Source organism: Mesorhizobium sp. M0800, from assembly GCF_040320095.1.
In the GTDB taxonomy this organism is placed as follows: domain Bacteria; phylum Pseudomonadota; class Alphaproteobacteria; order Rhizobiales; family Rhizobiaceae; genus Mesorhizobium.
This window is the reverse complement of sequence record NZ_JAMYOZ010000009.1, coordinates 33477-58488: the sequence shown is the minus strand read 5'-3', so window position 1 is coordinate 58488 and position 25012 is coordinate 33477. Positions and strand designations below refer to the sequence as shown.

The window sequence follows — 25012 nt, the reverse complement described above, 5'->3', positions numbered from 1 at the left end:
TCAACTGGAGAGCGGGAGATCTTCCAAGGGATCGACAAGGAAAGACGCGGCGATCAGATCGTCCGCATCGAGGCGCAGTGAGCCTTTGGCGCCGCCCATAATGGCCGCAACCTTTTGAAATGTCTTGATCTCATGCTCGGTAATCTGGGCACTTTGCATTCTGGATTTGAGGTCAGCGACGCGCAGCCCCAAACTGTGGGACATTCCGATTTTACGGTTCGACATGGTAAGATGCTCCTCCCCGGCCCATGTTTGTTTTGCCACCCGCCCTATTCGTATTTCCTCCGCCTGCCTAAATATGAGGCATCGCGATACAGCGCCCGAACGCCCGATGCAAGGGAAGGTTCCGGCGCGCAGAGGTCACGAAATAATAATACGAAGGAAGTACGGCCGATGGTCCGGCCGGAGGTAGGACTTAGGTACGACGCCCCGCCGGACAGAGGGCTCCGGTGCCTTATCGGCTGGCGAGGACCATGCGGTTGCCTTCGCTGTCGCGAAACTCCGCCACCGTGCGCCCCGGCTGCCACGGCGCCTCATGCGCTTCGGTGATGATCTCGACGCCGCCCGCTTTCATGGCCGCGATCATTGCCCCGACATTTTCGTCGACCAGCACCAATACCGGCTCCGCGCCGGGTGCATCGTCGGCGCGCCTGACAAAATGCAGGTTCGTCACGGCATGCGGAAATGCCAGCTCGATCCAGCGCCAGCCGCCATCACCCATCTTCTGGTCGGCCATGACCTGGCAGGCGAGATGCCTGGTGTAGAACGCCTTGGCGCGGTCCTGCTCGAACACCGGAAGCTCGGCAAACTGGATATGCATGATCGTCTCTCCTGCTTGATGGCTGCCGCGCAGCCGCCCACGCGGGAAAGACGATGCGGGCAACCGAAAAGATTCTTCGGCAAGGAGAATCTTTTCAGCGCAGCCGGTCGTCCTTCGTTCATACCAACCAGTCAGGAGACGACGATGAACTACGCGCTCATTCGATACGGTGTGAAGCAAGCCGACCTGGGAGATAACCGCGTGCTGGTCGAAAAAGTATTTGAAGCGCTGGGCGAGGCGGCACCGCCGACGGTGCGTTATCTCGTGCTCGAGCTGGACGACGGCTCGTTCGTCCACATCGTCGGCCAGGACGGCGATTCGTCGGCGCTGACCGGGCTTGCGGCCTTCAGGGCGTTTACGGAAAACCACGCCGAGCGCCGTTCGACCCCGGCATTGCGATCGCCTGTTAAAGTCATCGGCAATTACCGTATGCTGGCGGATCAGAAAGCCGGGTAGCGCCTGCCGTGCCGCTCGCGCAGAAATGGGACGCTACGCCGAAAAAATGAACAGGGCGACTTTGGAGGCGATGCTCGTCGGGTTGCGGCCAAGGCTGCATCGCTACTGCGCACGCATGGCCGGCTCGGTGATCGATGGCGAGGACATCGTCCAGGAGGTGCTGATCAAGGCGCTGCAGGCGATCGACGGCGGTGCGATGGTCGAACGGCCGGAGCAATGGCTGTTTCGCATCGCCCACAATGCCGCGCAGGATCATCTGCGGCGGCGCAATCGGGAAAGGTCGCGCATGACCGAGGCCGACATGAGCGTCATCGAGGATCCCTCCGGCAGCGCCGACAGCCGGCTCGCCGCCCAGACCAGCCTGCGCTCCTTCATGCAGCTTTCGGTGCCGCAGCGCAGCGCTGTGATCCTGGTCGACGTGCTCGGCCTCAGCCTGCATGAGACCTGCGAGGTGACCGGCACGACGCTCGCCGCCACCAAGGCCGCGCTGCATCGCGGGCGGGCGCAGCTCAAGCAGCTGGCGCTGCAGCCCGAACAGGCGCTTGCGCCGAGGCTCGACGCCGATGACGAGCGCCGGCTGCGGCGCTATGTCGACCTGTTCAACGCGCGCGACTTCGATGCCGTGCGGGCACTGATCGCCGAGGACGTCCGGCTCGACGTCGTCAACCGCGTCCGCCTGCGCGGCAAGGCCGAGGTTTCGACCTATTTCGGCAATTATTCCCGTATCAGCGACTGGACATTGTCGCTCGGCGTGGTCGACGGCCGGCCGGCGATCCTCATCCGCGACCCGCAGGCGGCCGACGGCGCCGTGCGCGGCTTCATGCTGGTCGAATGGAGGGACGATCAGGTCATCCAGATCCGCGATTTCCGCTATGCGCCCTGGTGTCTGGTCGACGCGGAGATCAGGGCCGTGGAGGGGTGAGGAGAGCGCTGGAAATGGTGCGAAATGGCGATCAGGCAGCCTCCTCCTGTTTGACCCAAACGCAATTGCCACATGGCAGCACGTTCTTAGAGCGGTTCCGGTTCTCTTGGAACCGGTAACTCGCTCTAACTATCTGTTTTGCCGCATTTACGCGGACGCCAAATGATTCCATTTGGCTGCAAAATGCTCTAGCCGATACGCACGCGGCGCGTCACCTGGCCATTGCTTTCCCAGTATGTGTGTTTCTTGGCAATCAAGGGATCGTCCATCGCCGGTTGAATTTGTCCCGTGGTGCTGACCGCGCGCGAGGTCACCGTGTGTTCTCCAGGAGAGGGATTTGCCCAAGCCAGGGACCATATTTTCCAAGCGTGTTCGGCCTCCTCACTGTGGTCAATGGTCGCTGGTGTCCAAGGCCCTTGATCGATTTGCACTTCGACCCGGTCGATCGGCGCCCCCCAGGCTGCCCCAACGATGCGGTAATCTGAATCTTTCCGGGTAACCTTCGCAGGCGCGGACTTTATCAGCGCTCGCCCGACTGACGTCTCGGCCCATACGGTCTCGCCGTTGTGGTCCTCCTCCCGGATGGTGACATAGTCGCGGGCCATCAGAAGGCTCATGAACCGCGTATCGCGAACCTCGATGCGCTTTAGCCACTTGACGTTGGCGATCCCGTACCAGCCTGGCGCAATGAGCCGTACCGGGAAGCCATTGGGCGCCGGCAAGGCGGCCCCGTTCATTTCATAGCAGAGGAGATTGTCGGGGTTCATCGCGTCGGCGAGCGACATGCTACGAGCGAAGTTCTGCTGCATCTTGACGTCGCGTATCGGGACCTCGCCTGTATCGGTACCGAAAAAGACGACCTCGATGCCCTTCTCCAGAACGCCGGCTTCCTCGAGGATCGGGGCGAGCGGCGTCCCTGCCCAGCGAGCATTGCCGATGCCGCCGGTGAAAAAGGGAAACCCGTGGTTGCCCGAGCATTCCACTGTGAAAACGACTTCCTGCCTCGGTCGCGCCCTGATGTCGGCGAGCGTTAACTCTAGGGGCTTCTTAACCAGGCCTCCGATCTCCATCGACCATGTCTTCTCGTCGATCGTTGGTCGGTTGAAATGCGAGATGCTGAAGAACTTGTCGTTTGGCGTTATCCAGCTATCCAAATCCTCCCAGACAAGCTGCTTCTGGATACCCGCCGGATCGGGATTTTCGGTCGGCTGATCCAGCCATGGAATAACTTCCTCGTTCGGCCGTGTTGGAAAAGCGTAAGCCCGGCGCGAGGTATAGAGAGCAGCAATTGCGGCAAGAGCCGCGCTTCCTTGAACAAGAAGTTCTCTGCGCTGAAAATCAGGCATGTTGTTTACCTCCCAGTTGATCCGGAACGGGCTGCAACGTGCCTTGGCCGCAGCCTGATCACGGATAGACGACACAATGTGAGGTCTGCCCACCCGGAAGTATCCGCATAGGTCAGACAATCACCGACGCAAGTCAAGCATGTGAAGCATTGCACGAAACGCCAGCTCGCGTTTCGCACGCTAAGAGTGCGCCTTTGAGAAGGAACTGTCCACAACTTGGACGGGACATGATGATGATTGCAGCATTCCATGCCGATTTCCTGTCCTGCCAAAATCGTTGCTGCTCGGATCGCTGCCGAACGCCCGCTTCTGGGTCATTTCGGGACCTTCGCGGGTGCCATCGGAAGGGCCGTTCCGACCCAATTTCTGCCGTTCCGATATCGGCCTTGCCAACTCCAGGGCGGATGTTCACCCATTTCGACGAGAAACTGCGTTGGCCTGCCGTCTGTGGGCGCGACAGGATGGCGGTGCGGCCGGCGCAGCTGTATGATGGCGGTCTAATATTTCAAGATCAGGAATTTGCAGGAGGAGGGCGGGCCCGGGCGGCACATCAAACCAGTCTGCATTACGAGGTGGCCAGCAACCAGGCCGCCTGGCTCGGGCGCGGCAGATCATTCACACGTGAACCATTCGCCAACCGAGCGGGGACACCCTAATTGGTGGTGACTTGCGTCACCGCCACGCCGGTTATCCTGCCGTTCCCGGCTGTGTAGGTGAGCGTCTGCGTGACCTTGGCGTCCTTCTGGTCGGGAGACGAAGGAGGATAAGAGGCGGCGAAGCCGAAATGGCCGTAACGATCGGGCTTGGCGGCGCCAAATTTCGCGGCCACGTCGCTCAGCGGCGCTCCGACGCCGGGCGTATCGAGTTCAATAGCTGTCAGGCTGGCAGGCGCGCCGGCGCATCCTTCCGGCACCTTGCCTTCCGGGTTCGGCTGCAGGGCGACGGACAGGACACCGTGGTCGGAGCCGCCCATCTCGCCGGATACGAACCAGAAGATCGACGGCGATCCGCCGGCGTCGGGGCCGGCATAGCAAAGCCAGTGGCGTGAATCTCCGGCGTCACCTTCATCGTGCATCGCTCCGCCGAAGGCTTTTTCGACATCGGCAAGCGTGGTTTCCTCAAGCTTTATCTCCAGCGGCCCAGCCTTGACCTGCTTGAATAGCGGACTGGCCAGCGGCGAGTTGATATCGCCCAGGGATGGAATCGCCCGGTCCGGGTTGAGCGGCTTGGCCAGCGTCGTTGCATTGGTCACCAGTCCGGCAACGATGAGTGCGAAATATCCGGCGTTCTGTCCCATGCCGATCTCCTGTCGTTCGAAATGAAGGTGCGGAAGGATTTGCGGGCGGGTGCTACCCTGTCTGGCTGATGCCCAAACCGATGCACGACCAACTGGACCGAAGATAAATTCACAAGTCCGCAGCCTTCAACGTCATTCCGGCGACTTGGCAACCAAAGTGTAATCGAGGCTCACAATTCCTTTTCGGCCAGTTCGCGAAAAGCGTCGGGAACCGACCGCTGTAGCCCGAGCGCGACCGAGGCGTAGCCGACCGCCTCCCAGCCGAAGCGGTCGCGGATCTTGTCGACGGCGCGATCGGCGGTCCAGCGCGCCGCGCCCTTGCTGGTGCCGGGGCGGCGGCGGTCGTCGTCGAGCCCGAGCGGCAGTTCCAGTTGCAGGCCGGCATGCTGCTCCAGATGCGATACGGCGATCGCCAGCAGCGAAATTGTCTTTTCGTGCGGATGGTCGATGAGCACCTTGCGCACCAGCGCCTCGGCGATCTCGGCCAGCATGGCGGTTGCCGAAATCGGCTGATCGAGCGTGATCGAGCGCGTCACCGAGCGCAAATCGGCAAAGCGGACGCGAACCGTCACTGTACGGCCGGGCCGGGATTTCGCCCGCAGCCTGGTGGCGACCCTGTCGGCCAGATGCAGCAAAGCGGGCACGAAGACCTGCTCCTCGGCGGGTTTCTGGCCGAGCGCCGATTGCGCGCCGGCCGAGCGCGCCCGGCGCTGCGTCTCGAGCTTGCGCGGATCGCGGTTCCACGCCAGCGCGTTGAGTTTCTCTCCCGCCGCCGGCCCGAGCAGGCGCTCAAGCGCCCCACCATTGGTCTTCGCCAGCTCGCCGATGGTGTTGACGCCGATGCCGGCCAGCCGCTGTCTGGTGACCGGGCCGACGCCCCACATCAGCTCGACCGGCAGGTGGTGCAGGAACTCCAGCTCGTGGCGCGGATCGACCACCACCAGCCCGTCCGGTTTTGCGACCTGTGAGGCGATCTTGGCCAGATGCTTGGTGCGGGCTACGCCGACCGAGATCGGCAGGCCGAGCTCGGCCTGCACGCGGCGGCGGATCTTGCCGGCGATCTCGGCCGGCGAGCCGAACAAATGGGTGCAGCCGGCGACGTCGGCGAAGGCCTCGTCGATCGAAATCCGCTCGACCACCGGCGTGAAATCGCCGAGCACCTTGATTGCCGCATCGCCCAGCCGCTGATAGTCCTTGAAATGGCCGCCGACGAAGATGAGTTGCGGGCAGAGTTCCCGCGCCCGCCGTCCCGGCATACCGCCGCGCACGCCGAACGCCTTGGCCTCGTAGGATGCGGCGAGCACTACCCCGCCGCCGACGGCAATCGGCTTGCCGCGCAAGGCCGGGTCGAGCAACTGTTCGACCGAGGCATAGAAGGCATCCAGATCCGCGTGGAGGATGTTGGCTTCCATCCGGCCCGTTCGCCCGCGGCGGTTCGAACGCCGCATTGTCTCGAGTTGTGATGAGAACATAAAGAGAACATTGTGGGTGGATTGTCAAGCAGCGCGGAGGCTGCCGCAGATGACGAGCGCACGGCAATGTTCAGCCGCGCAGCCGATCGCGGGCCTGCATCAGCGCGAATCCCAACAGGTTCTCGCCGCGCCACAGCAGCGGGTTCACCGCCCTCTCGTCATCCGCCGCAAGGCCGATACCCCACACCCGGTCGACAGGGCTCGCCTCGACCAGCACCCGGTCATGCGTCGACAACAGATATTCGCGCAGCGCCGCGTTCTGACGGAACTTCTGAAAGCTCCCTTCAGTCACGATGCGATATTTGTCTGCATCCCATTTGGTGCCATCGAAGCCGCTCACCTGGCGGCCAAGCTGCTTTGCCTGCTTGGGGCTCGCCGCCCTGAGGATTTGTGTTGCCGTCGGAGCATCACCGAACAGTCGTGCCTTCTCGGCCATCATCCAGTGTTCGGCAGTCGGATAGCTCAGGCCATCGACGGTAAAGGGCGCATGCCACCACTGGCTGAAGCACGATGTGGTTATGCGGCCGTCCTTAGACGGCTGATGGCCCCAGAAGAACAGGAACTTCTGCCGGGGCTTTGCGCGAAAGGTTTTCTCAAGCCAGGTTCGGTCGTAAATCATGGGCGGATGGAGCAGGGCGAAAGGCCGGCTTGTCAATGCTCCATCCAGAGCGGGTAGCGAAGATGAGCGGTCGGCGCTGAATGCGATGAAATGCTGATCTACAGCGCCATCTTGTAGCCGAGATGACTGGCGGTGAAGCCGAGGCGCTCGTAAAAAGCGTGCGCCTCCCGTCGACCTTTGTCCGTGGTGAGCTGGACGAAGCTGCAATTGCGCGAACGGCATGTTTCAATCGCCCATTCGATCATCAGCTTGCCGAGGCCGCGCGAGCGCCATTGCCGGGCGACGCGAACGCCTTCGATCTGGCCGCGCCAGGCGCCTTTTCTCGAAATGCCTGGAAGGAAGCTGAGCTGCAGCGTTCCGACCACTTGCCCGGCGTTGACGGCGACGGCCAGCAACTGGTTGGGATCGGTATCGATTGCGCTGAAGGCATCGAGATAGGACGGCGCAAGCGGCGTGGACGGGTCTTCCCGGTCTGCGCCGAGCACATCGTCGGCAAGCATTGCAACGATCGCCGGCAGGTCGGGCGCCTGCGCGCGACGGAATTCGATCTCGCTCATCGCGTGGAGACATACGGCGCGGATTTGGGGACGACAAGCGTGAAGGGATGCAACTTTGCCGGTCTACTGGAAAGCAGCCGTTGAAAGACCTATGACAGGCGAGATCGGGAGGCTACGATATGGATGTTCCAGCCAGCATGAAGGCTGAATTGGCAGCCTGGAACAATGGGTCCGGCATCGATCTACAAAGCTGGGTCGGGTGCGAGGGCCGATTTGCGCTTGCTGTGGGATACAGCACCATTTTCTGGCCGAAATTCGTGACGTTCGAACGCTACGTTTTGATGGAAGGGTTTAGCGAGGAAGGCCTGCGAAGCTTTGAACGAGACCCCAACGCCACACGACAGTCCGTGGAAGCGGTTATGAACCACCTGCACATTGCCGACATTCACGCCTTGGGCGCCGCCGACATCTCTCGCGACAAACTCGTGTTTCTCGGCTCGGTTCTCAAGGAGATTTATGAGGCAAAACTGCAATGGCAGTTTGCGAACCGAAGGTTTGTCGTCGAGTTTTTCGCTTCAGACTCCAGAGACCTGGAGGATTATCAGCTGTCTTTCTGGCAAGCAGACTAGGGCAATGGGCGAGGCGAGCAACTTAGCGAGGGTCAACCCTTCAATGCGGATCGAAATCGAGGGTGTCTCCCTGGAGACGTTGAGGGCGCTGTCGCGCGCGGACCAGGATGCGTTGCTGGCCTTCGGCCGGCCGATCTCCTTCGCCATGGGCAGCGCCACCGTCCTGGCCGAATTCAATCGCAATGGCGGCACGCTTCTGGTCAATTTTGCCCATATCGACGGCGGTGGCGAAGGCGTCCTGCTCGTCTTGTGGAGGCTTGTCCGGGCCTATGCCATCGATCGGCAATTCAAGCTGATCCGTTGGAATGTCCATGCCGCCACCTGCGCCACACCGAATCCCCGGCTGCAGCGTTTCCTGCGCTCCCATCACTTCGCAGAGATCGACGATGCCAGCTACGGCCGCATTTTCGCTCGCAGCCAGCAGCTTTGATCGGCTGGCTGGCCGCTCCGCTCGGGCTTACGCCGCCTCGAGCGCCCAGAGGCGGTGGCCGTAGCGGCGGAAGAAGCGGGCGAAGAGGCGCTGCTGCCTGGCGCGGGTGAGGTCGGCGGCGCGCCTTTCCTGTCGCCAGTGCGGCATGTTGCGGAACATCGACAGGAAGCGGGCGGCATCCTCGAGGGCCTCCTCGGCTGACTGCGCCGGGCGGATCGCCGCCAGGAACAAAGCGCGGCTCGGCTTCATCCGGTCGATCGCCGCCTTGCGCTGGCGATGGCCCTGGCGTGCCTTGCGGATGCCGTCCTGGCGGATGGCCGCGAAGGCAGCAAGCATGGCCGGGCTGTCGCCGGCATAACCGCAGGCCTGGGCGAACTGGGCGAGGTCCATCGTCACTCCCTTGCTTGCCGGCCGACGGAGCGGCCGCGGTTCTGTTGCTCGCGCCGATTCAAGCCTGCTCGAGATAAAGCATAACTCAAATATCTGAACAAGTGAAACTTTCACGTTGATGCAAGCGGAACCGACTCGACTCCGCCCCGAAAACCGATAATGTTGCGAACAAAGCAGGAACAACGTTGGGAATGGCCATGGCATTAGCGGGCAAGGAAGCGACGATCGCCGATGTTGTCTCGATTGCCGTCGAATGCATCGATTGCGGCCGCAACAGGTGGTGGAAACCGGCCGAGCTCAAGCGGCATGGGGTGATGCCGGAGACACCGCTGGCCGCACTTTCGGGGCGCCTGATCTGTAAGGCCTGCCGGGCCGACGGCCTGCCGGGCGCCGCCGTCTCGATCCAGGCCGCCTTCATCGACGACCGGCAACGGACCCGCGCCGAGGCGCGCCTGCTCAACGGTCGAGAGCTGCAGTCGAGGCGGGCTTGAGGGGGCGGGCGTGCTGCTCTTGCCTTCTCCCCTTGTGGGAGAAGGTAGCCGAGCGAAGCTCGGTCGGATGAGGGGTGTTGGACGGATCGCTACCTTGATGGCGTAAGTGCGTAAAAACGCTTCTACATTTCCTCCGCCGCGTTCCTTCCAGCACCCCTCATCCGGCTCGGCGCTGTGCGCCGATCCACCTTCTCCCACAAGGGGAGAAGGCAACAAGCCCTCAATACCCCAGCAGTTCCTTGAGCGGGATGACGCGGAAGACGTTCTTGATGGCGTAGCGGTTGAAGGACAGCGTCTTGGGCGGGTTGTACTGTTCGACGATCAGCTCGGCGGCGGTGCGCTTGACCAGCTTCTTGATGAAGGCCTTGCCGTTTTGCTCGTTCTCCTCGGGCAGGGTCTCGATCACCACATGGTCGCCGGGCAACGCTTCGCGGCCGCCGCAATAGATCATCTCGCCGGGCTCGTAGCGCGGCACCATCGAATCGCTCAGCACGTGCAGCGCAAACACATTGCGCAGATGCCGGATCCCCGGCGGCCGCTGGACATAGCCGGCCGGCTGGCCGTTGAAGGTGAAGTCGCCATCGTCGCCGCCGACGGCGGTGCCGAGAAGCTGGATGTCCATCGGCCCGGCGGGCAGGGGGCCGGGATCGGTGACGATCTCGGCATCGGCGACCGGTCCGGCATCTTCGAGGAAAACGACCTCGCCCTTGCCGAGCGCCACCGGGTCGACGCGCAGGAAAGCGGCGGTCTTCAAAAGGTTCTCGGTCTTGGGCAGGTTGCGCCCGGTTTCCCAATTGCCGACGGCAGCGACATCGGTGTCGTTGTGCTCGGCAATGTGGCGCATCACCAGGCCGCGCTGCTTGCGCGCCCGGCGGATCGCCGCCCCGACCTTGATCGACAGTGCAGTTTTCACCATGGCTCCATCTGAGGCACAAGATTCGGTTTCGTCTATGCAAGAATCGCTTGCATTATGGTTTGAGTTATGCTCTTATGTGGTCATGCACAAGTCGCTCCGCCAGCTTTCGGTCCTCGAATCCGCCCTTCAGCGCCAAGGCGGCGGCCGAGGTAGTCATGTGCCAACCCTTTCCCCTTCGTCGCGGCTGTCCTCCTCCCCGGCCGGGACGATGCCCGAGGCTCGCGCCTCGGATCCGGCAGCGCAAGCGGCCGGAACGGCCGGAGCCGTTCCCCTCACGGCTCCGGCCACGAATTACCTGCCGGCCGGCAATGCGGATGCCGCGGTTTCCTGCACCCGCACCGAAGACGGCACGGTCATCGCCTTCGACGAGCGGACGGGCAAGGCAGTGTCCGGCGCAACAAGGCAGGCGGCCGAGATGAAGCTCGATCGCAGCAGGCCACGCGAAGGCTGACCGGCTTTCGAGCCTGAGGCCGGCGAAGCCGGCGCCGCACACAACCATTTTTGCAGAGAATGAAACATCATGGCCGCCCGCTATTCCGCCTCGGAACTGGAACAAATCGAGAACTGGCTGATGAGCGGACTGTCGGCCGCGAAGATCGCCACCCGGTTGACCGCGCTGCGCGGCCGCCCGGCCTCGCGTGCAGCCATCATCGGCATCGTCCACCGCACCGCCCGTTTGCGCACCATCGGCCTTGCCAGATCCAAGGGCTGGTGTGGCGGACGCTCTGGCGGCCGGCTCGGAAATTCGGCGCCTGAGCCATCAAGCACCGCAGGTCAAGCGGAGTCGGCTCCGAAGGCCGAGCCACGCTGCCGCCCGGCAAGGCTGTCGGCCAGGCTGGCGCCGCCGGCCTGGCAGCCGGGTCCGGCTCGGATCACCGGGTCCGATGGCGCACCGCTCGAAATGCCGGCGCCGCGCCCGATCGCCGCCGGCGGTCGCCAGCCGCATTTCGCCGCTATGCGCTTCATCGATAGCCTGTTCGAGCGCTGCCGCGCGCCGCTCGACACGACGCTGCAGGAGGATGCGGAAAACGACGCCTCCGGCAGCCGGCCAGGTTTGGACATGCTGTGCTGCGGAATTCGCACGAACCCATCGAAAAGCTACTGCGTCTATCACGCTGCGCGCTTCCTGCGCACGCTGCCGGCCGAAGCGATTTGAGCCCGCTGCAATGAGGCTGGAAGTTCGCCAGAGCCCGACGACCAAAACCCAGGAGGACCGAGCCGATGAGCACCAAAACCGCCCAAAAGGCCAAAGCCAGGCCACCGAGATTGCCGAAAGGCGAGGCCGAGCAGGTGCGCATCCGCAAGGAGATCGGCCATGATTTCGCACTGAAGGACGACCGGTTCGGCCGCAAGCGGCTGGCGAAGGGGACGCAGGAGGGAGCGCGCCTCTATGAGGTCTCCAATGACGGCCACACAGCGACCGGCGGCATCGTGCGGGTGCGCAACGTCGACCCGCTGAGCGGCCTCACCTCGCTGTCGCGCCAGCAGCGCGAGGCGGGCATGCGCTACCGCCAGGATTTCCGCAACTCGTCCCAGGCAACCGCCAAGCCGATGGCTTGGGCCGAGCGCGTCGACGGCGGCCGCACCGGCAGCGGCGTCGCCGAACACATCCTGTCCGCCGGCCGCGACCATGCCGAGGCCACCAGGGCGCTTGTCCATTGGGAGATCGCCGGCATCGTGCAAAAGGTCTGCTGTGCCGACGCAACGGTCAAGAGCCTGGCCGAACAGGCCGGCGAGCCGCGCGACGTGGTGGTGAAACTGCTCAAGATCGGGCTCGACATATTGGCCGTGCATTACGGCATGATGCTGATGCGCAAGCCGTGGTGAGGAGCCGCCGATCCGGCCGGCACTACCGGCCGGATCGATCCGTCAACGACGGCAGACACGGATTCTTTCGATAACCCGGTGGTGATGGCGCCAGTGCTTGACGACTTCGGTATGACAGCGCCGGTGGTACCGGTAGCGCGGCCTGTAGTCCTCGTCATAGACATCATAGCGGTAACGGGGGACGTACTCATCGTCGTAATCGGAATACCGATGGTGGCGATAATAATAGTCGTCGTCATAGCCGTTGCCGATGCCGATCGTGACGCTGCCGCCGGCATTCGCCGGGCCGATCACGGAAGCCGCCGAGGCGATGGCGATCACCGAGGCAAGCAGGAGCTTCTTCATAGCTACCTCCTTCTTTAACGTCCCTCTAATAGAAAAACCCCCGAGGGGCAGCCTCGTTCCATAGATTGGCAAGATGTAACGAACGGACGAGCCCGAAGTTTAGCGCCTGCTGGCGCGAAAACGCCGCTGGCTGCGCCGGGGTCGGATCGTCGACGCAGCGTGGCTGCTCCTCTCATCAAACAGCGGCAATCGCGCGTCAGTCCCGTCTTTTGCCGACGTCTGCCTACAGGACGTGGCCCAATTCCAGCAAAACGAACGCGGTCGCACCCAGCACAGCGAGGGCGTAGGCCGCATAAAGAACAAGCAGCATTACCTCAAAGTCCCGGACGAAGCTTGCGGCAATCCTGGTCTCCTTAGGCTCCGCTTTCTCGATGCGGTCGGTTTCCAGCTCCTCCGTTGCCACGACGAGGCAGACAATCCTGTCGTTGTCGGCCGCCTGTAATATTCGTTCCGTCAAATCGACTGCAATCACTGGATCATCGGCCAACTGATCTCGCGATAGCCGGCTTTCAGTGACGGTCTGGATTTCACGCTTTCTCACGCACGCATAATTGTGCCACCTAAATTAGGTTCCACTAAAATATACGAGATTGCACCGACCCGATCGCGATGTGATGAGGCGTGATCCCACCTGGGCGGTGAACTCCGCCTGAGGCCCCCATTTGCCGACCGTCGAGGCGAATCTCGATCGGCGCATCCTCCGATCAAAGGGCGCGGGCTTCTTTATAGGCTGCTACGGTGCGCCATTGCTGGTAGGTCGCAATGCCAAAGCAGCCAAACTCTCATATCGCGAACGCAGCGCCGACGTCTTCAGTGCCGACCGGTTATGACGAAGATCGCATGCTTACTTATATCCGGCTGCTCGACGCGTCGGCTGAAGGGACCGATTGGCGCGAGGTCGCCCGCATCGTTCTGCACATTGATCCGGAGCAGGAGCCGGAGAGGGCTTTCCGGGCGTGGGCGACACATCTGGCGCGTGCACGATGGATGACCAGGAAGCGGAACGAGTTGCGCCAATTGCATGATGAGTGGTGGGGATGAGCACTATCTAAGCGGAACTGCCGTCTCGGTCTGGCCGTTGAGGGAGGAGGCCAACATGGAAAAGCGCCCAATGACTTCTTGGCGAGCCGATACTTTCGAGCTGTGCTGCCTTCTTGCAGTTCCGCTGTCGCTTATCCTTACGGTTTTCCTGGCGGGTCTTATCCTTAGCTGAGTCCGGCATGGTTCCTTGCCGAGGGGCTGGGTCGTGATCCGACAAGATCCGGAGCCGTTACTTTACAGCCGCCGCCATCACATCCGAAAACAGCGCCCGCTCCACTGCCGGTTCCAGCGTTTCGGCGAAGGGCGTCGCCAGGTGGTGGCGGTCGCGGAAGGCTAGTTTGCCGTCGATGAAGACATGGCAGGTGGTCTGGTCGCAAAAGCGGTCGGTCATATCGATGTAAGCAGCGTTCGGTGTCGAGCGCACGATATCGCGCTCGATGGTGGCGATGTCGTCGTTTGCCGCCATGATCCTCGGCGTGTCGCATGTCGCGGGCGTCTGGCCCCGCCACAGCGCCCGCGCCACGCATTTGTCGGCGTAGCTTGCATTGTAGGGAACGTCCCTGATGACCGCGACCTTGATGCCGGCCTGGCTGAAGGCCTGAAGCGTCCAGGTGAGGCCCGTCCGCCACTGCGCTTGCCAATCGGCGTGCTTCAACTCCTCGGGCGATTCTTTCATCACATTGCCGATCGAGAACTCCGAGATCACCACCAGTTGCGGGTGGAGCGCGATGATGTCCTTGACCGACTGCTCGCGCCATTGATCGCATTCGGTGTAGTCGCGCTTCAGCCGCCAGTTCCAGGTCGTCACCCGCGAAGCCCGGCAGGAGGATTTGAGAAAGGTGACGACGCGAAAATTGTTCTTCTCGGCCGCCTTGATCAGCGGCGTCGACCAATGGTCGGCATGCGAGTCGCCGAACAGCACGACCGAGCGCTGGGCATCCTTGCGGCCGAACATGCAGGGCTTCGGCTTGACGGTCTCGAAATCGAGCACGCAGCCGCCATTGCTCGCGCGCACGGTGGAGAGCTGCGCGGCGCTGTCGGCGATGACGTGCTGTTCGGGGCTGAGATTGTGCTCGGCAAAGCGCGCATTGCCATAGGCTGCGACCACGCCGGCGCCGGTCAGCGCGACGGCGGGCACCAGCGCCCGCGCTGCTCCGGCCATCAGCCAGCCGTTGCGGCGGATCGGGTTCTCGATGAAATGATAGGTGAACATCGATAGAAGCAGCGTCAGCGCCGCGCAGGCAAGGCGGTCCAGGATGGACAGGCTGGGAACCACCATCGCCGCATAGACGATGACCGGCCAGTGCCAGAGATAGAGCGAATAGGACAGCCGGCCCAACCATTGCATGGGCGGCAGCGCCAGCACGGCGCTCGGCAGATTGCGGCCGCCGCTGCCGCTGAGCAGCAGCAGCACGGTGCCGGCAACAGGCGCCAGCGCATTCACCCCGGGAAACGGCGAGTCTTCGTCCAGCATCAGATAGGCCCAGGCGATCAGCGCCAGACCGAGGCATGCCTGGAGCGTGGCCAGCAGCGGCCGGTCGCGCCAGATCTTTGCCGGCGCCATGGTCGCGAGGCCGCCGGCGGCGAATTCCCAGGCCCTGAGCGGCGAGAAATAGAACGCCCAGGGCTGCGACACTTCCGTCAGCCAGGCGCAGGCGGCGAAGGAAGCCGCGCCGGCGACGCCGATGACGATTATAGCGGCGCGCTTGCCGGGACGCAGCCAAGCGGCGGCAAGAAGCAGCGCCGGCCATGCCAAATAGAACTGTTCCTCGACCGAGAGCGACCAGAAGTGGATGAACGGGTTGTTGGTGGCGTCGGCGGCGAAATAGTCGAACGACCAGCGGATCAGCCAAAGGTTGATCATGTAGGCGGAGGCGAACATGGCGCCTTTCGAATAAAGCGCCTGTTCCTCCGGCGACAGGATGAAGTAACCCGTGAACAGCGTGGCGAGGATGACGAATAGTGCCGCCGGCAACAGGCGCCGGGCGCGCCGGGCGTAGAAGCGCCAGAGGTTCAGCCGCCCGGTCTCGGTGATTTCCGTAACCAGGTGACGGGTGATCAGATAGCCGGAGATGACGAAGAAGATGTCGACGCCGGCAAAGCCGCCGGGCAGGCCGGACAGACCAAAATGGAAGGCGATGACACCCGCCACCGCCAGCGCGCGCAGCCCTTCGATGTCAGGCCGAAATGATGCCGACACAATCACCTCATGCAAGGAATGCCCACCTCGCAGAGGCTCGACCCGATGCGACGATATTGCAATGCAACAAATCTAACGCAGTGCAACATAGGGGGAGGGCGCGGCTCCTCCAGTTCCTCGCGTGGGCGATTCACTCACATGAGCGATTCGAGAGCGACTGATATCGAAGCGAAGGGTGCCGAGGCGATCACGCCTTTTTCAAAAACTCGGTCTTCAGCACCAGGCCCTTCACCTGCCTGGTGCTGCATTCGATCTCGCCGGGATTGCCGGTGAGGCGAATATTCTTCACCAGCGTGCCGCGCTTGATCGTCTCCGACGTGCCTTTGACCTTGAGATCCTTGATCAGGGTCACGGAGTCGCCCTCGTGCAGCGCCGTGCCATTGCTGTCTCTTATGATCGCGTCGGTCATGGCAGGTCTTTCGTGGGACTCCGGTGCGGAGGTGGTTGGCTCATTACCCGGCCTATCCCACGGTTGGCGGCGAGGTCAAGCGTGCCGGGGGCAGCGTGCCGGTAACCAAGCGTGCCGGCCGCTAATGCTAGGCGGACGGCCGACCGGAAAACCCGGATTGTGAGCAGACTGGGACCCCCTGGGCGGTAGTGGCATTGCCGCTTCGCGACATGCGCTCAGGCCAAGCCATGCCAATGGCGCCACGGCAATCGAAGTCGTGGCCTTTTACGCGGATATTCCGGCACGAGTTCAAATAGATGAGCGCCCGCCCGTGCGGACAGGAAGGTCGCAGTGACAGACCTGCCCGCCCTTTCGCTTGGTGCGTTATTTCAATTGGCAACGATCACTTGTTGGCGCCACCGAGCTGGTTGGCCATCTTGCAGAAGTCGGCATGCATCGTGGCAATGCCTGCGTCGCTGCATTCCTTCAACATCATGGCCCGGTCGCTCGTGGACATGGCCATCCATGCCGCCTTGAATTCGGCTTCCGACTTCATGGTCTTCATGCCGGCGTCGGTGAAGAAGGGGTTCATTTTCTGCGGATCGTCGAGCGCCGAAGTGCCAGTGGCACCGGCGGCAAGCGCTGCGCCGGTCATCATCGAAAGCGCCATCGCGCCCATGCAAAGCGTCTTGATGTTCATGATCATTCCTCCTGAGCTGCTGCTTTGAGGTTGTCCATCAGCGATCTACGAAGGAACGGTGTTTTGACCCAAAAGTTCCACGTTCTGGCGCAGACATGGAACAGGATTGCCCGTGACGTCATTAATGCAAAAAATTCTACCCATGACTGAATTTGCGGCGCTGCCGACCAGGGCAATCGGCGTCCAGCTGGGTGAGACGCTGCGAAGTTGCACGCCGGCTCAATATGCCCGATCATGGCGACGGCGGGGCGGAGGTATCAAGTGGCGGCAAATCGTCGAAACGACGCGCACCTGTCGGAGCCCCGGCGGGCGGGTATTGTTTCCGCGGCCAGGGCGCTTCCGCGCACATCGTTGCCCAGCGTAGCGTCGGTCGTGACGGCCGTCGCGGCGCTCTATTTCGGGCGCGAGGTCTTTCTGCCGATCGCAATCGCGCTGCTGCTTACCTTTGCGCTCGTGCCCATGGTGTCGGCACTCAAGCGAGCCGGCATTCCGCGTCTTCCTGCCGTGATCGCCAGTGTGCTCGGCGCATTCACGGTGCTGGCTCTGTTCTCCTTCATCGTCGCCACGCAGGTCAGTGAACTGGCGCAGAACATTCCGCTTTACCAGGCGAATATCCTGACCAAGGTCCGGTCGCTCAAGGAAACCGGCGTCGGCGGCGGCATCGTTTCCAGATTGAGCCGGGTGATCGAACGCGTCGGCCAGGAGCTCGACAGACCCGAACCCGCACAACCCGCCGCCGATCAGCCTCCGCGGGAACCGATCCCGGTCGAAATCGTCGCGCGCGAACGACCGCTCGAGGTTCTCCAGAATCTGATCGGCCCGCTGCTGAGCCCGCTGGCATCGGCCGGACTGATCGTCGTGGTCGTCATATTCATGCTGCTCGAGCGGGAGGACCTGCGCGATCGTTTCATACGCCTCGTCGGCTATGGCGATCTGCATCGAACCACCGAGGCGCTGCAGGATGCCGGCAAGCGCGTCGGCCGCTATCTGCTCATGCAATTGGTCGTGAACATCGTCTATGCCGTCCCAATTGCAATCGGACTTTGGCTGCTGGGCATACCCAATCCATTGCTGTGGGGCTTGCTGGCGCTGGCGCTGCGCTTCGTTCCCTATATCGGCCCGGTCATCGCGACGTTGTTGCCTCTGTTCCTGGCGCTGGCCGTGGCGCCCGGGTGGTCGCTCGTGCTATGGACCGCGGGGCTTTTCGTCGTGGTGGAACTGATCACCGGCAACGTGATCGAACCTTGGCTCTACGGCTCGCGCACTGGGCTGTCGCCATTGGCCATCATCGTTGCGGCGATCTTCTGGACCTGGCTTTGGGGGCCATTGGGCCTGGTTCTGTCGACGCCGCTCACGGTCTGCCTCGTCGTGCTCGGCCGCCATGTGCCGCAGTTCGAATTCCTCGACGTTCTGTTCGGCAACGAACCCGTGCTCGAACCGCACGCCCGGCTTTACCAGCGGCTGTTGGCCGGCGATCCCGAGGAAGCGACGGACCATGCCGAGGAGATGCTGGAGGAAGAATATCTGGTCGTGTTCTACGACAAGGTCGCGATTCCCGCACTTCTGCTCGGCGAGCAGGACCGGGTGCGTGGTGTGTTGAGCGATGAGCAAAGACAGCAGGTCGCGGGCAGCGCGCTGACGATGGTGGCGAATCTCGACGACAGCGCGCAGGAGGAGGCGGAAGCGGACGACACGGCCGCGGCCGAGGACAACGGCTCACGCGAGGACAAGCACGTTCCGGGGCAGGTTCAGGGCGAGGAGTACACCGAACTGCCGGATGGCACGGGCATGTCGGTGCTGTGCGCCGGAGGGCGCGGCGAACTCGACGACGCGGCTGCCGCCATGCTGGCGCAGGTGCTCGAAGTCCAGGGCGCCACGGTGTTGAGAGCGAGCTTCGCCGAGATGGAACCGGGGAGCATTCGCCGCCTTGAGCTCGACGCCGTCGATAGTGTCGTCGTCGGATTTTTGAACCGGGATTCCGTCAAGCACGGGCGGTTCCTGGTCCGTCGGCTGAAACGCGCCAAACCAAGGTTGCGAGTGGGCATCGTGTTGTGGTCGGAAGCCGACAGCGACAACCAGGAGGCAGATGCCAGATTGGCCAACGAGATCAACGCCGATTTCGTCGCACATGGCATGGCAGGCGCGGTGCTCGGTGCGTTGTCCAGCGCTCCGCCGGTGGCGCTGAAGACCACCGCCAAACGCCGCATGCGCCGTCTGACGCCGGCGCGCAAGAAAGAGCCGCTCGCCGCGGCAAAATGAGCGCGGCGAAGACTGCGGCAGGTCGGGTTATTACCGCTTTCGCGAAAGTGGTAATAACGAAACGGATCAGGTTATCTTCGCAAGGTCGCGCTGAACCGTCCGCCGCGGCAAACGGCGCCAACCTTCATGCAGTCCAGAAATAGCGCACCGTATGGAAGAAGACCGGGGCGGCGAAGACCAGGCTGTCGGCACGGTCCATCATGCCGCCATGGCCTTCGATCAGATGGCCCCAGTCCTTGACGCCTTGATCGCGCTTGATGGCGGAGGCGACCAGCCCGCCAAGGAAGCCCATCAGGCAGGCGATGAAGGCGACGCCGGCTGCCTGCAGCGGCGAGAACGGCGTCAGGAACGACAGCAGCGCGCCGAGCAGGCTCGATGCCGCCAGCCCGCCGACCAGCCCCTCCCAAGTCTTCGACGGCGAGACCGTCGGCGCCAGGAGATGCCGGCCGAACAGCTTGCCGAAAATATATTGCAGCACGTCGCTGCCTTGCACGGTGATGATCAGGAAAGCGATCAGCAACAGGTTGCGGCCTTCGAAGCCTGGCACCTCGAGCGTCAGCAGCGCCGGCACGTGGCTGACGCAGTAGACCGAAATCATCACCGCCCATTGCTGCGCCGAGACGCGCTCGAGAAAGCGCTCGGTGTCGCCGTGCAGCGCGGTGATCGCCGGCATCAGCAGGAAGCAGTAGACCGGGATAAAGATGGTGAACAGGCCGTACCAGGCGGTCCACACCAACCAGTACTGGAACGGGATGACGATACCGAACATGCCGAGCAGCACCCAGTGGTCGCTGCGGCGGCTGTGCGTCAGCGTCACGAATTCGCGCAGGGCGGCGAAGGAAATCAGCGCGAACAGGATGGTCATGCCGGGGCGGCCGAAGAAGAAGGCGACGGTGATCGCCACCACCATCACCCACCAGGCATTGATGCGCTGGGTGAGGTTGACCAGCGTCGGCGACAACGGCTTTGGCGCGCGCCATGACAAGACGCCGGCGACGACGCTGGCACTGATCAGCACCGCCAGCAGGCCGACAATCAGAATGAGGGTTTCGTGCATCATCGGCAGCATTTTGCCTTAGTCCTCAATCGTCTCGCTGCGGCCGGGGGTTGAGCGCCAGCAGCGTTTCGCGGGCGCGGTCGAGAAAGGCGCGGCGTTCCTCACCCGGTTGAATGGCGATCGGCGCGCCGAAGACGACGCGGCAAAGCAGCGGCACCGGCACGAATTGGCCCTTGGGCAGCACCCGCGACATGTTCTCGATCCAGCACGGGATGAGCTCGACATCGGGCCGCGCCATCGACAGATTGTAGAGGCCGGAGCGGAACGGCAGCAGCGGTTCGTCGGTCATGTTGCGCGTGCCTTCGGGAAACAGGATCAGCGAATGGCCCTGGTCGAGCACCGACAGCATGATCGAGATCGGGTGCTGCGTTTCATCCGTCCACTGCCGGTGGATCAGCACGGAAGACAGCATGTCCTCCGCAATGAAACGGCGCAGCCGCGTCTTGCTCCAATAATCGGCGGCCGCCACCGCATGGGTACGGGCGCGCTCCTTCTCGCTGAGGCAGGCCGACAGCAGGATGAAATCGCCGTGGCTGGCATGGTTGGCGAAGTAGATACGCTGCCGGTCCGATGGCTGGCTGCCGTTCCAGATCGGCCGCACTCCGGTGACCACCCAGGCCAGTGCCGACAGGCCGACCGAGGTCACCGTCTGCAGCAGGGTGTAGGTGCTGACGCGAAGCTTTGTCATGGACGGGCTCAAAAGAATGCCGCGACGACCGAGGCCGCCGCGAACAGGCTGAAGGCGATGCGCTGCTTGGCGAGCAGACGGCGCGTGCCGGCCATCCGCTGGTCGAGCGAGCGGCCACCGGCCGCCGTGGGTTTCAGCCGCATGCGCGCCAGCACGTCGTCGATCGCCGCACCGCCGCCTGCCTCGCTGGCGTGGCTGGCCATCAGCCGGAACAGCAGCGCGTCGAACAAAAGCAGGGCCGAGAGAATAATTGTGGCTATGGCACCCGCGGCGGCGATCAGCCAGGCCGCCGCGGACAGCGACGATGTTTGCGGCGCAGCCGCCAGGCCGATGACCGGCGCCGCCAGCAAAGCAGCAGCAATCAACAGCAGCGGCCACGCCACCTGCACCATCAGTCCGGCGGCGAACGTCTCGGCCTTATCTCGAAAGGCGGTCATGTCGCCGCGTCCATGCCAAGATGCACAGGCCGGCCCGCGGCGGCGAGCTGGCCTCGCGCCTGATCCGGCGTGGCGGCCCGGCCGCTGGCGACCAGCCATTCGGCGACGACGGCGGCGCTGCGCTGGAAGCCAAGCGCGCAGCAGACCAGCACCGTGCCCTGGCCCCGCGCCGTCTCGATCGCCGCCACCGCTTGCGCACGCGCCTCCGGCGATGGCGGCAATAGATCGACCATGGCCACGCTCACCCAGCGGCCAGCGGCGCCGCGCGGTCTTTCCAATTCGCCGGCAACGTCGATCACGGTGCCGAAAGCGTCGGCCTCGGCGGCGGTCGGAAAACGGCCAAGGGAAACACCGTCGGCAATGACGATCTGCGCCGGAAGCTTTCGCGTCCACGCCCACACATTGACCTTGGCGGCAACCCGGTAGGGCCACAGCAGAAGACGGCTGGCCAGCGACACGCGGCCATCGGCTGTTTTCTGGAACACCTTGGCGCCGGCGCCGGCATAGGCGAAAGCGACTATGGCCAGCGCCAGTGCCGGCCACAACAGGATGAGCCATAGCGCCGAGACCAATGCGCCGGCAGCGGCGCCGGCCAGCGCAAAGGCTGCGCCAAGCGCATAGAACAGCGCCAGAAGCCGCGCTTTCGGGTCCGCGGTCAGGCGGAAGCCGGCGAAAGGCAAGGCGCCGTCGCGCGGGAATAGCCATAGGGCGAAAAGGCCGAGCAGCGCGCCGGTCGGTATGTCGATGAAATGGTGCTGCCACGTCGTCAGCACCGAGGCGCCGATCAGGAAACACCAGGCATGCCAGGCGACGCCGGCGATGCCGGTCAATCTGTGACGCCAATGGTCCCAGATGATGACCAGCAGCGCGATATGCAGCGACGGCGCCTGGTTGAAGGGTTTGTCGAAGCCGCCGAGCACGGCGAACATGAAGCCGGGCAGGCCGCTCGTCTGCGGGCGCACGAACGTCGCAGTCAGCGGGAACAGGATGAAGCAGGCGACGGCGACGATCTGCGCCGTCAGATAGCGGCCGGCAAGGCGGTCGACGCCGCTCTTCGAATTGTTCAACAGCAACGACAAGCCATAGAACAGGTTGATCGACCAGTAGGGCACGATCGTCCAGGCAAGGAACGGGATGCCATGCTCCCAGCCGAACACGATGCTGCCGATATCGTCGCGCCGCGACGCCAGCCAATTGGCGAAGCCGTAGGTGGCGTAGAAGAACGGCGCCAGAAACGACAGCCACAATGCGGCGCGCAGGACTATCCCGGGATACGGCTCGCGCGGCAAGGCCGGAAGGGCAGGGGCATCGCGAGGTAAGGCAGAGGCAGGCAAGTTCATGCTCAGACGCGCCGCGCGACCGAAACGGTGAAGATGCCCCACTGGTCGATGCGCTGGTCGAGCTTCTCGAAGCCGGCGGCCGCCACCAACTGGTCCATCTCGGTCTGCGTGCGGCGGCGCATCACCCAGGCCTGGCCGCCGCGGTGCGAGGTCAGGCTGCGCGCGATCATCTCGAGCTGCGGATGCCAGGGCTGGTTGGTGTAGACCAGCAGGCTTCCGGGCTGCATGGCGCTGGCCAGTCCACCGAGCGAGCGGGCGATCATGGCATTGTCGGAAAACAATTCGTAGAGCCCCGACACGATGGCGAGATCCGGCGCTGGGTCGAGCCCGGCCAGCATCGTGGCGTCGAAGGCGTCACCTTGATGGAACGAGACGGTCGCCGGCAGCTTGCGCTCGGCGATCAGCTTGCGGCCGAGCGAGACGTTCAGCTCGGAGAAATCCTGCAGCCGCACGCTTGCCGGCGGCGCGGCGCCTTTCCGCACGGCATCGAGCACATAGCGGCCATGGCCGGCGGCGATATCGACGATATGGACCGGCCGGCCGGCGGCCTTGAGCGAGGCGGCGGCGCTGCCGATCAGCTCTTCCAGATGCAGCTTGCGCTGGCGGATGCCGCGCCAGCCGATGGCATCGAGAAAGGTGCGGTCGATCATGCGGCCGATGGGGCTGATGCCGCGCGCCTCGTTCTCGTAGACATAGTCGAGCGTCGAGCCGGAATCGAAGCCGGTGGCAATCCCCGTCTTCATGCCGGACGACAGCCAGGCGCCCATGCGGATCGAAGCGCGGCTCATTGTCCAGTAGAGCCCCCTGGGAGACAGCAGCGGCAGCGGCGAGGCCAGCCGGTCGGCCTCGTCGCGTGTGTAGCCGGCACGGTCGGCCTCGGTCAGGTCGACCGGCTTTTCCGGCGCTGTGAACTGCCTTTCGAGGAAAGGCCTGATCAGGTCGAGTGCCTTGTGGCGGTCGCGCTCGCCCAGCGTGTCGTGGAAGAAGCCGGGCAGCACGTGCCGCTCCTTGGCCGGGCTCGCCAGATTGACGAAGAATTCGTGCTGCGGTCCATGGCGCACCACCCAGTCGCTGCCGGAGATCAGAAGCTGTGTCGGCACGGTGATGGCGCGGGCGTCGGCGACGATGCGCGCGGCATGGTCGTAGAGCTCGACCAGGATGTTGGAGGCGATCGGCCGGGTGATCAGCGGGTCGGCGTCGAAGGAGGCGATGCGCTCGGGGTCATGCGTCAGGAATTTCGCCTTGACGTAGGAATTGACGAAGAAGCGGCCCTTCAGCTTCTGCCACAACGCAATGCCTTGCTTGGCGAAGGGCACGTAGAGCTTGACCGAGAAGGCCGGCGAGGCCAGCACCAGGGCGCGAATGTCGGGCGCGTAATCGTGCACCCAGGCGGCGGCAAGCACGGCGCCGAAGGATTGCGCGATCAGCGCGATGTCGCGCCGGGCAAAGCCGTCGCTGCCGATCTCGCGCACAAAACAATCGATGTCGCGCACCAGCGCGGCAAACGACGGCGCATAGCCGCGTTCGCCGGCGGAGCGGCCATTGCCGCGCGCGTCCCAGGCATAGAAGGCGTGGTCGGGCATCTGGAGCTCGTCGACCAGATGCGCCATGCGGCCGCCATGCTCGTGGCCGCGATGGAACAGCAGGATGGCGCCCTTGCGGTTTTCCGACAGCGCCGGCCAATAGCGATAGAAGATCTCGGTGCCGTCATGGCTCTTGAAGCTGCGCTCCTGCGCCACCCGCTCGATATTGGCTGAAGCCACTACGGCAACCGTCTGTTGGTGAAGCATGTTGTTCTCCCTGGCGAGACCGGAATTCAGCTGCCGCTCCCGTTAAGGCCGCTGCGTATCCGGTTGATGGCGGTCGCCAGCGAGAGTGTAGCCATGGCCGGAAACACGAGCGGCGTGAGCACCGGGACCCACAAGCCGGACGCGATAAGCACGGCGAGGATGCCGAGCGCCAGCGCCCGGTCGCTTTTGCCGAACGGGCCGGCATAGTTGCGCCCCGCTCCGGCCGCGATGCCGAGCACGCCGGCGAATTCCGCGATCATAGCCGCGATAGCGAATGCGACGACGCCCCAGACAGGAAAAATGACGGCAAAGGCCAGGATCAAAGCGAGATCGGAGACAACATCGCAGAGCTCGTTGAGATACATGCCGAGCTTCGAGGCCTGGCCATGTTCCCTCGCGAGCATACCGTCGATCGCATTCAGCGCCATTCGCGTAAACAGCACGAGCGGCATCAGCAGAAAGACCACGCGGTGGCCGGCAAGGGCTGCCACCACAAGGCCGGTGGCGAGCGAGAGGGCAGCGGCCAGCAACGTGATCTGGTTGGCGGTGACGCCGGCCCTGGCCAGTCCGTCGGCAAGCGGCCGCAACCTGGCCTGGAAGGCCGGTTTCAGCGCATAAAGCGTCGGCATGTGCGAACCCCCCGGCCGCGGTGCAA

Annotated in this window: 30 protein-coding genes; 10 read left to right on the top strand and 20 right to left on the bottom strand. The window is 63.6% G+C overall.

The annotated features are described in order from the left end of the window. Together NKI18_RS13870 and NKI18_RS13865 are read right to left on the bottom strand one after the other, a co-directional pair. Positions 1-225 (bottom strand): hypothetical protein, encoded by a 225-nt coding sequence (locus NKI18_RS13870; protein ID WP_031213090.1) that lies wholly within the window; start codon positions 223-225, stop codon positions 1-3. A gap of 229 nt (positions 226-454) precedes the next feature. Then, positions 455-820 carry a VOC family protein gene (locus tag NKI18_RS13865; protein ID WP_023680367.1) on the bottom strand — a complete coding sequence of 122 codons (366 nt, stop codon included), beginning with the start codon at positions 818-820 and terminating at the stop codon, positions 455-457. Between the two features lie 144 nt (positions 821-964). Here NKI18_RS13865 and NKI18_RS13860 point away from each other — a divergent pair, with 144 nt between their 5' ends. Together NKI18_RS13860 and NKI18_RS13855 are read left to right on the top strand one after the other, a co-directional pair. After that, on the top strand, positions 965-1276 hold the full coding sequence (locus NKI18_RS13860) for a hypothetical protein (RefSeq protein ID WP_352617111.1): 312 nt from the start codon (positions 965-967) through the stop codon (positions 1274-1276). Positions 1277-1322: 46 nt separating this feature from the next. Further along, on the top strand, positions 1323-2198 hold the full coding sequence (locus tag NKI18_RS13855; RefSeq protein ID WP_352617108.1) for a sigma-70 family RNA polymerase sigma factor: 876 nt from the start codon (positions 1323-1325) through the stop codon (positions 2196-2198). A gap of 188 nt (positions 2199-2386) precedes the next feature. On the opposite strand, the gene NKI18_RS13850 is transcribed toward NKI18_RS13855, so the two are convergent. From NKI18_RS13850 to NKI18_RS13830, 5 genes are all read right to left on the bottom strand, one after another. Continuing rightward, positions 2387-3544 carry a sulfite oxidase gene (locus NKI18_RS13850; protein WP_352617106.1) on the bottom strand — a complete coding sequence of 386 codons (1158 nt, stop codon included), beginning with the start codon at positions 3542-3544 and terminating at the stop codon, positions 2387-2389. 652 nt (positions 3545-4196) lie between these two features. After that, positions 4197-4841 (bottom strand): hypothetical protein, encoded by a 645-nt coding sequence (locus tag NKI18_RS13845; RefSeq protein ID WP_352617103.1) that lies wholly within the window; start codon positions 4839-4841, stop codon positions 4197-4199. 170 nt (positions 4842-5011) lie between these two features. Beyond that, entirely contained in the window at positions 5012-6253 is a 1242-nt protein-coding gene (dinB, locus tag NKI18_RS13840) for a DNA polymerase IV (protein ID WP_352617100.1), read from the bottom strand. A gap of 130 nt (positions 6254-6383) precedes the next feature. Continuing rightward, positions 6384-6932 (bottom strand): riboflavin biosynthesis intermediates N-glycosidase, encoded by a 549-nt coding sequence (gene ybiA, locus NKI18_RS13835; protein ID WP_352457324.1) that lies wholly within the window; start codon positions 6930-6932, stop codon positions 6384-6386. A gap of 98 nt (positions 6933-7030) precedes the next feature. Continuing rightward, a complete protein-coding gene (locus NKI18_RS13830; protein WP_352569172.1) occupies positions 7031-7489 on the bottom strand; it encodes a GNAT family N-acetyltransferase in 459 nt (152 codons plus the stop codon). A gap of 119 nt (positions 7490-7608) precedes the next feature. Here NKI18_RS13830 and NKI18_RS13825 point away from each other — a divergent pair, with 119 nt between their 5' ends. After that, the gene (locus NKI18_RS13825) at positions 7609-8058 is read left to right on the top strand and encodes a hypothetical protein (protein ID WP_023675649.1); all 450 of its coding nucleotides are present in this window, start codon (positions 7609-7611) and stop codon (positions 8056-8058) included. A gap of 43 nt (positions 8059-8101) precedes the next feature. Continuing rightward, the gene (locus NKI18_RS13820) at positions 8102-8488 is read left to right on the top strand and encodes a hypothetical protein (protein ID WP_051406100.1); all 387 of its coding nucleotides are present in this window, start codon (positions 8102-8104) and stop codon (positions 8486-8488) included. Positions 8489-8515: 27 nt separating this feature from the next. On the opposite strand, the gene NKI18_RS13815 is transcribed toward NKI18_RS13820, so the two are convergent. Then, the gene (locus NKI18_RS13815) at positions 8516-8878 is read right to left on the bottom strand and encodes a hypothetical protein (RefSeq protein ID WP_352617094.1); all 363 of its coding nucleotides are present in this window, start codon (positions 8876-8878) and stop codon (positions 8516-8518) included. A 197-nt stretch (positions 8879-9075) separates the two neighbouring features. On the opposite strand from NKI18_RS13815, the gene NKI18_RS13810 reads away from it, so the two are divergent. Then, the gene (locus NKI18_RS13810; protein WP_352617091.1) at positions 9076-9369 is read left to right on the top strand and encodes a hypothetical protein; all 294 of its coding nucleotides are present in this window, start codon (positions 9076-9078) and stop codon (positions 9367-9369) included. Between the two features lie 220 nt (positions 9370-9589). Here the strand turns inward: NKI18_RS13810 and NKI18_RS13805 are convergent, their stop codons facing one another. After that, positions 9590-10285, bottom strand: coding sequence for an XRE family transcriptional regulator (locus NKI18_RS13805; protein ID WP_352617088.1), 696 nt, complete (start codon positions 10283-10285; stop codon positions 9590-9592). Positions 10286-10493: 208 nt separating this feature from the next. Here NKI18_RS13805 and NKI18_RS13800 point away from each other — a divergent pair, with 208 nt between their 5' ends. The 3 genes from NKI18_RS13800 (at position 10494) to NKI18_RS13790 (ending at position 12112) form a co-directional block, all read left to right on the top strand. Next, complete coding sequence (locus NKI18_RS13800) at positions 10494-10736, top strand: hypothetical protein (protein WP_352617086.1); 243 nt, start codon at positions 10494-10496, stop codon at positions 10734-10736. Between the two features lie 69 nt (positions 10737-10805). Continuing rightward, positions 10806-11441 carry a high mobility group family protein gene (locus NKI18_RS13795; protein ID WP_353019883.1) on the top strand — a complete coding sequence of 212 codons (636 nt, stop codon included), beginning with the start codon at positions 10806-10808 and terminating at the stop codon, positions 11439-11441. A 65-nt stretch (positions 11442-11506) separates the two neighbouring features. Then, positions 11507-12112, top strand: a complete 606-nt coding sequence (locus NKI18_RS13790; protein WP_352617080.1) for a DUF6456 domain-containing protein — start codon at positions 11507-11509, stop codon at positions 12110-12112. Between the two features lie 42 nt (positions 12113-12154). Here NKI18_RS13790 and NKI18_RS13785 read toward each other — a convergent pair whose 3' ends face one another. Both NKI18_RS13785 and NKI18_RS13780 read right to left on the bottom strand, forming a co-directional pair. Continuing rightward, positions 12155-12457 (bottom strand): hypothetical protein, encoded by a 303-nt coding sequence (locus NKI18_RS13785; RefSeq protein WP_352457316.1) that lies wholly within the window; start codon positions 12455-12457, stop codon positions 12155-12157. A gap of 223 nt (positions 12458-12680) precedes the next feature. Next, positions 12681-12944 (bottom strand): hypothetical protein, encoded by a 264-nt coding sequence (locus NKI18_RS13780; RefSeq protein WP_352617077.1) that lies wholly within the window; start codon positions 12942-12944, stop codon positions 12681-12683. A 275-nt stretch (positions 12945-13219) separates the two neighbouring features. Between NKI18_RS13780 and NKI18_RS13775 the strand changes: the two genes are divergently transcribed. Further along, positions 13220-13498 carry a hypothetical protein gene (locus NKI18_RS13775; RefSeq protein ID WP_352617074.1) on the top strand — a complete coding sequence of 93 codons (279 nt, stop codon included), beginning with the start codon at positions 13220-13222 and terminating at the stop codon, positions 13496-13498. A 229-nt stretch (positions 13499-13727) separates the two neighbouring features. Here the strand turns inward: NKI18_RS13775 and NKI18_RS13770 are convergent, their stop codons facing one another. From NKI18_RS13770 to NKI18_RS13760, 3 genes are all read right to left on the bottom strand, one after another. Then, a complete protein-coding gene (locus NKI18_RS13770) occupies positions 13728-15698 on the bottom strand; it encodes an acyltransferase family protein (RefSeq protein ID WP_352617071.1) in 1971 nt (656 codons plus the stop codon). A gap of 187 nt (positions 15699-15885) precedes the next feature. Continuing rightward, on the bottom strand, positions 15886-16107 hold the full coding sequence (locus NKI18_RS13765) for an alkylphosphonate utilization protein (protein WP_023675660.1): 222 nt from the start codon (positions 16105-16107) through the stop codon (positions 15886-15888). A 382-nt stretch (positions 16108-16489) separates the two neighbouring features. Next, positions 16490-16786 carry a hypothetical protein gene (locus NKI18_RS13760; protein ID WP_023675661.1) on the bottom strand — a complete coding sequence of 99 codons (297 nt, stop codon included), beginning with the start codon at positions 16784-16786 and terminating at the stop codon, positions 16490-16492. A 261-nt stretch (positions 16787-17047) separates the two neighbouring features. Here NKI18_RS13760 and NKI18_RS13755 point away from each other — a divergent pair, with 261 nt between their 5' ends. After that, positions 17048-19045: an AI-2E family transporter gene (locus NKI18_RS13755; RefSeq protein WP_502900696.1), complete on the top strand. Its 1998-nt coding sequence runs from the start codon at positions 17048-17050 to the stop codon at positions 19043-19045. Between the two features lie 124 nt (positions 19046-19169). On the opposite strand, the gene NKI18_RS13750 is transcribed toward NKI18_RS13755, so the two are convergent. From NKI18_RS13750 to NKI18_RS13725, 6 genes are read right to left on the bottom strand one after another with little or no spacing between them, the layout of a single operon-like run. After that, positions 19170-20105, bottom strand: coding sequence for a phosphatidate cytidylyltransferase (locus NKI18_RS13750; protein WP_353019925.1), 936 nt, complete (start codon positions 20103-20105; stop codon positions 19170-19172). A gap of 22 nt (positions 20106-20127) precedes the next feature. Beyond that, entirely contained in the window at positions 20128-20790 is a 663-nt protein-coding gene (locus tag NKI18_RS13745; RefSeq protein WP_031211476.1) for a lysophospholipid acyltransferase family protein, read from the bottom strand. Positions 20791-20798: 8 nt separating this feature from the next. After that, positions 20799-21227, bottom strand: coding sequence for a hypothetical protein (locus tag NKI18_RS13740; RefSeq protein ID WP_352617063.1), 429 nt, complete (start codon positions 21225-21227; stop codon positions 20799-20801). After that, positions 21224-22567, bottom strand: a complete 1344-nt coding sequence (locus NKI18_RS13735) for a phosphatase PAP2/dual specificity phosphatase family protein (RefSeq protein ID WP_352617061.1) — start codon at positions 22565-22567, stop codon at positions 21224-21226. The genes NKI18_RS13740 and NKI18_RS13735 overlap by 4 nt, the downstream gene beginning before the upstream one ends. A gap of 2 nt (positions 22568-22569) precedes the next feature. Continuing rightward, the gene (locus tag NKI18_RS13730; RefSeq protein WP_352617058.1) at positions 22570-24357 is read right to left on the bottom strand and encodes a bifunctional alpha/beta hydrolase/class I SAM-dependent methyltransferase; all 1788 of its coding nucleotides are present in this window, start codon (positions 24355-24357) and stop codon (positions 22570-22572) included. A gap of 26 nt (positions 24358-24383) precedes the next feature. Then, a complete protein-coding gene (locus NKI18_RS13725; protein ID WP_352617055.1) occupies positions 24384-24986 on the bottom strand; it encodes a CDP-alcohol phosphatidyltransferase family protein in 603 nt (200 codons plus the stop codon). Positions 24987-25012 lie beyond the last annotated feature (26 nt).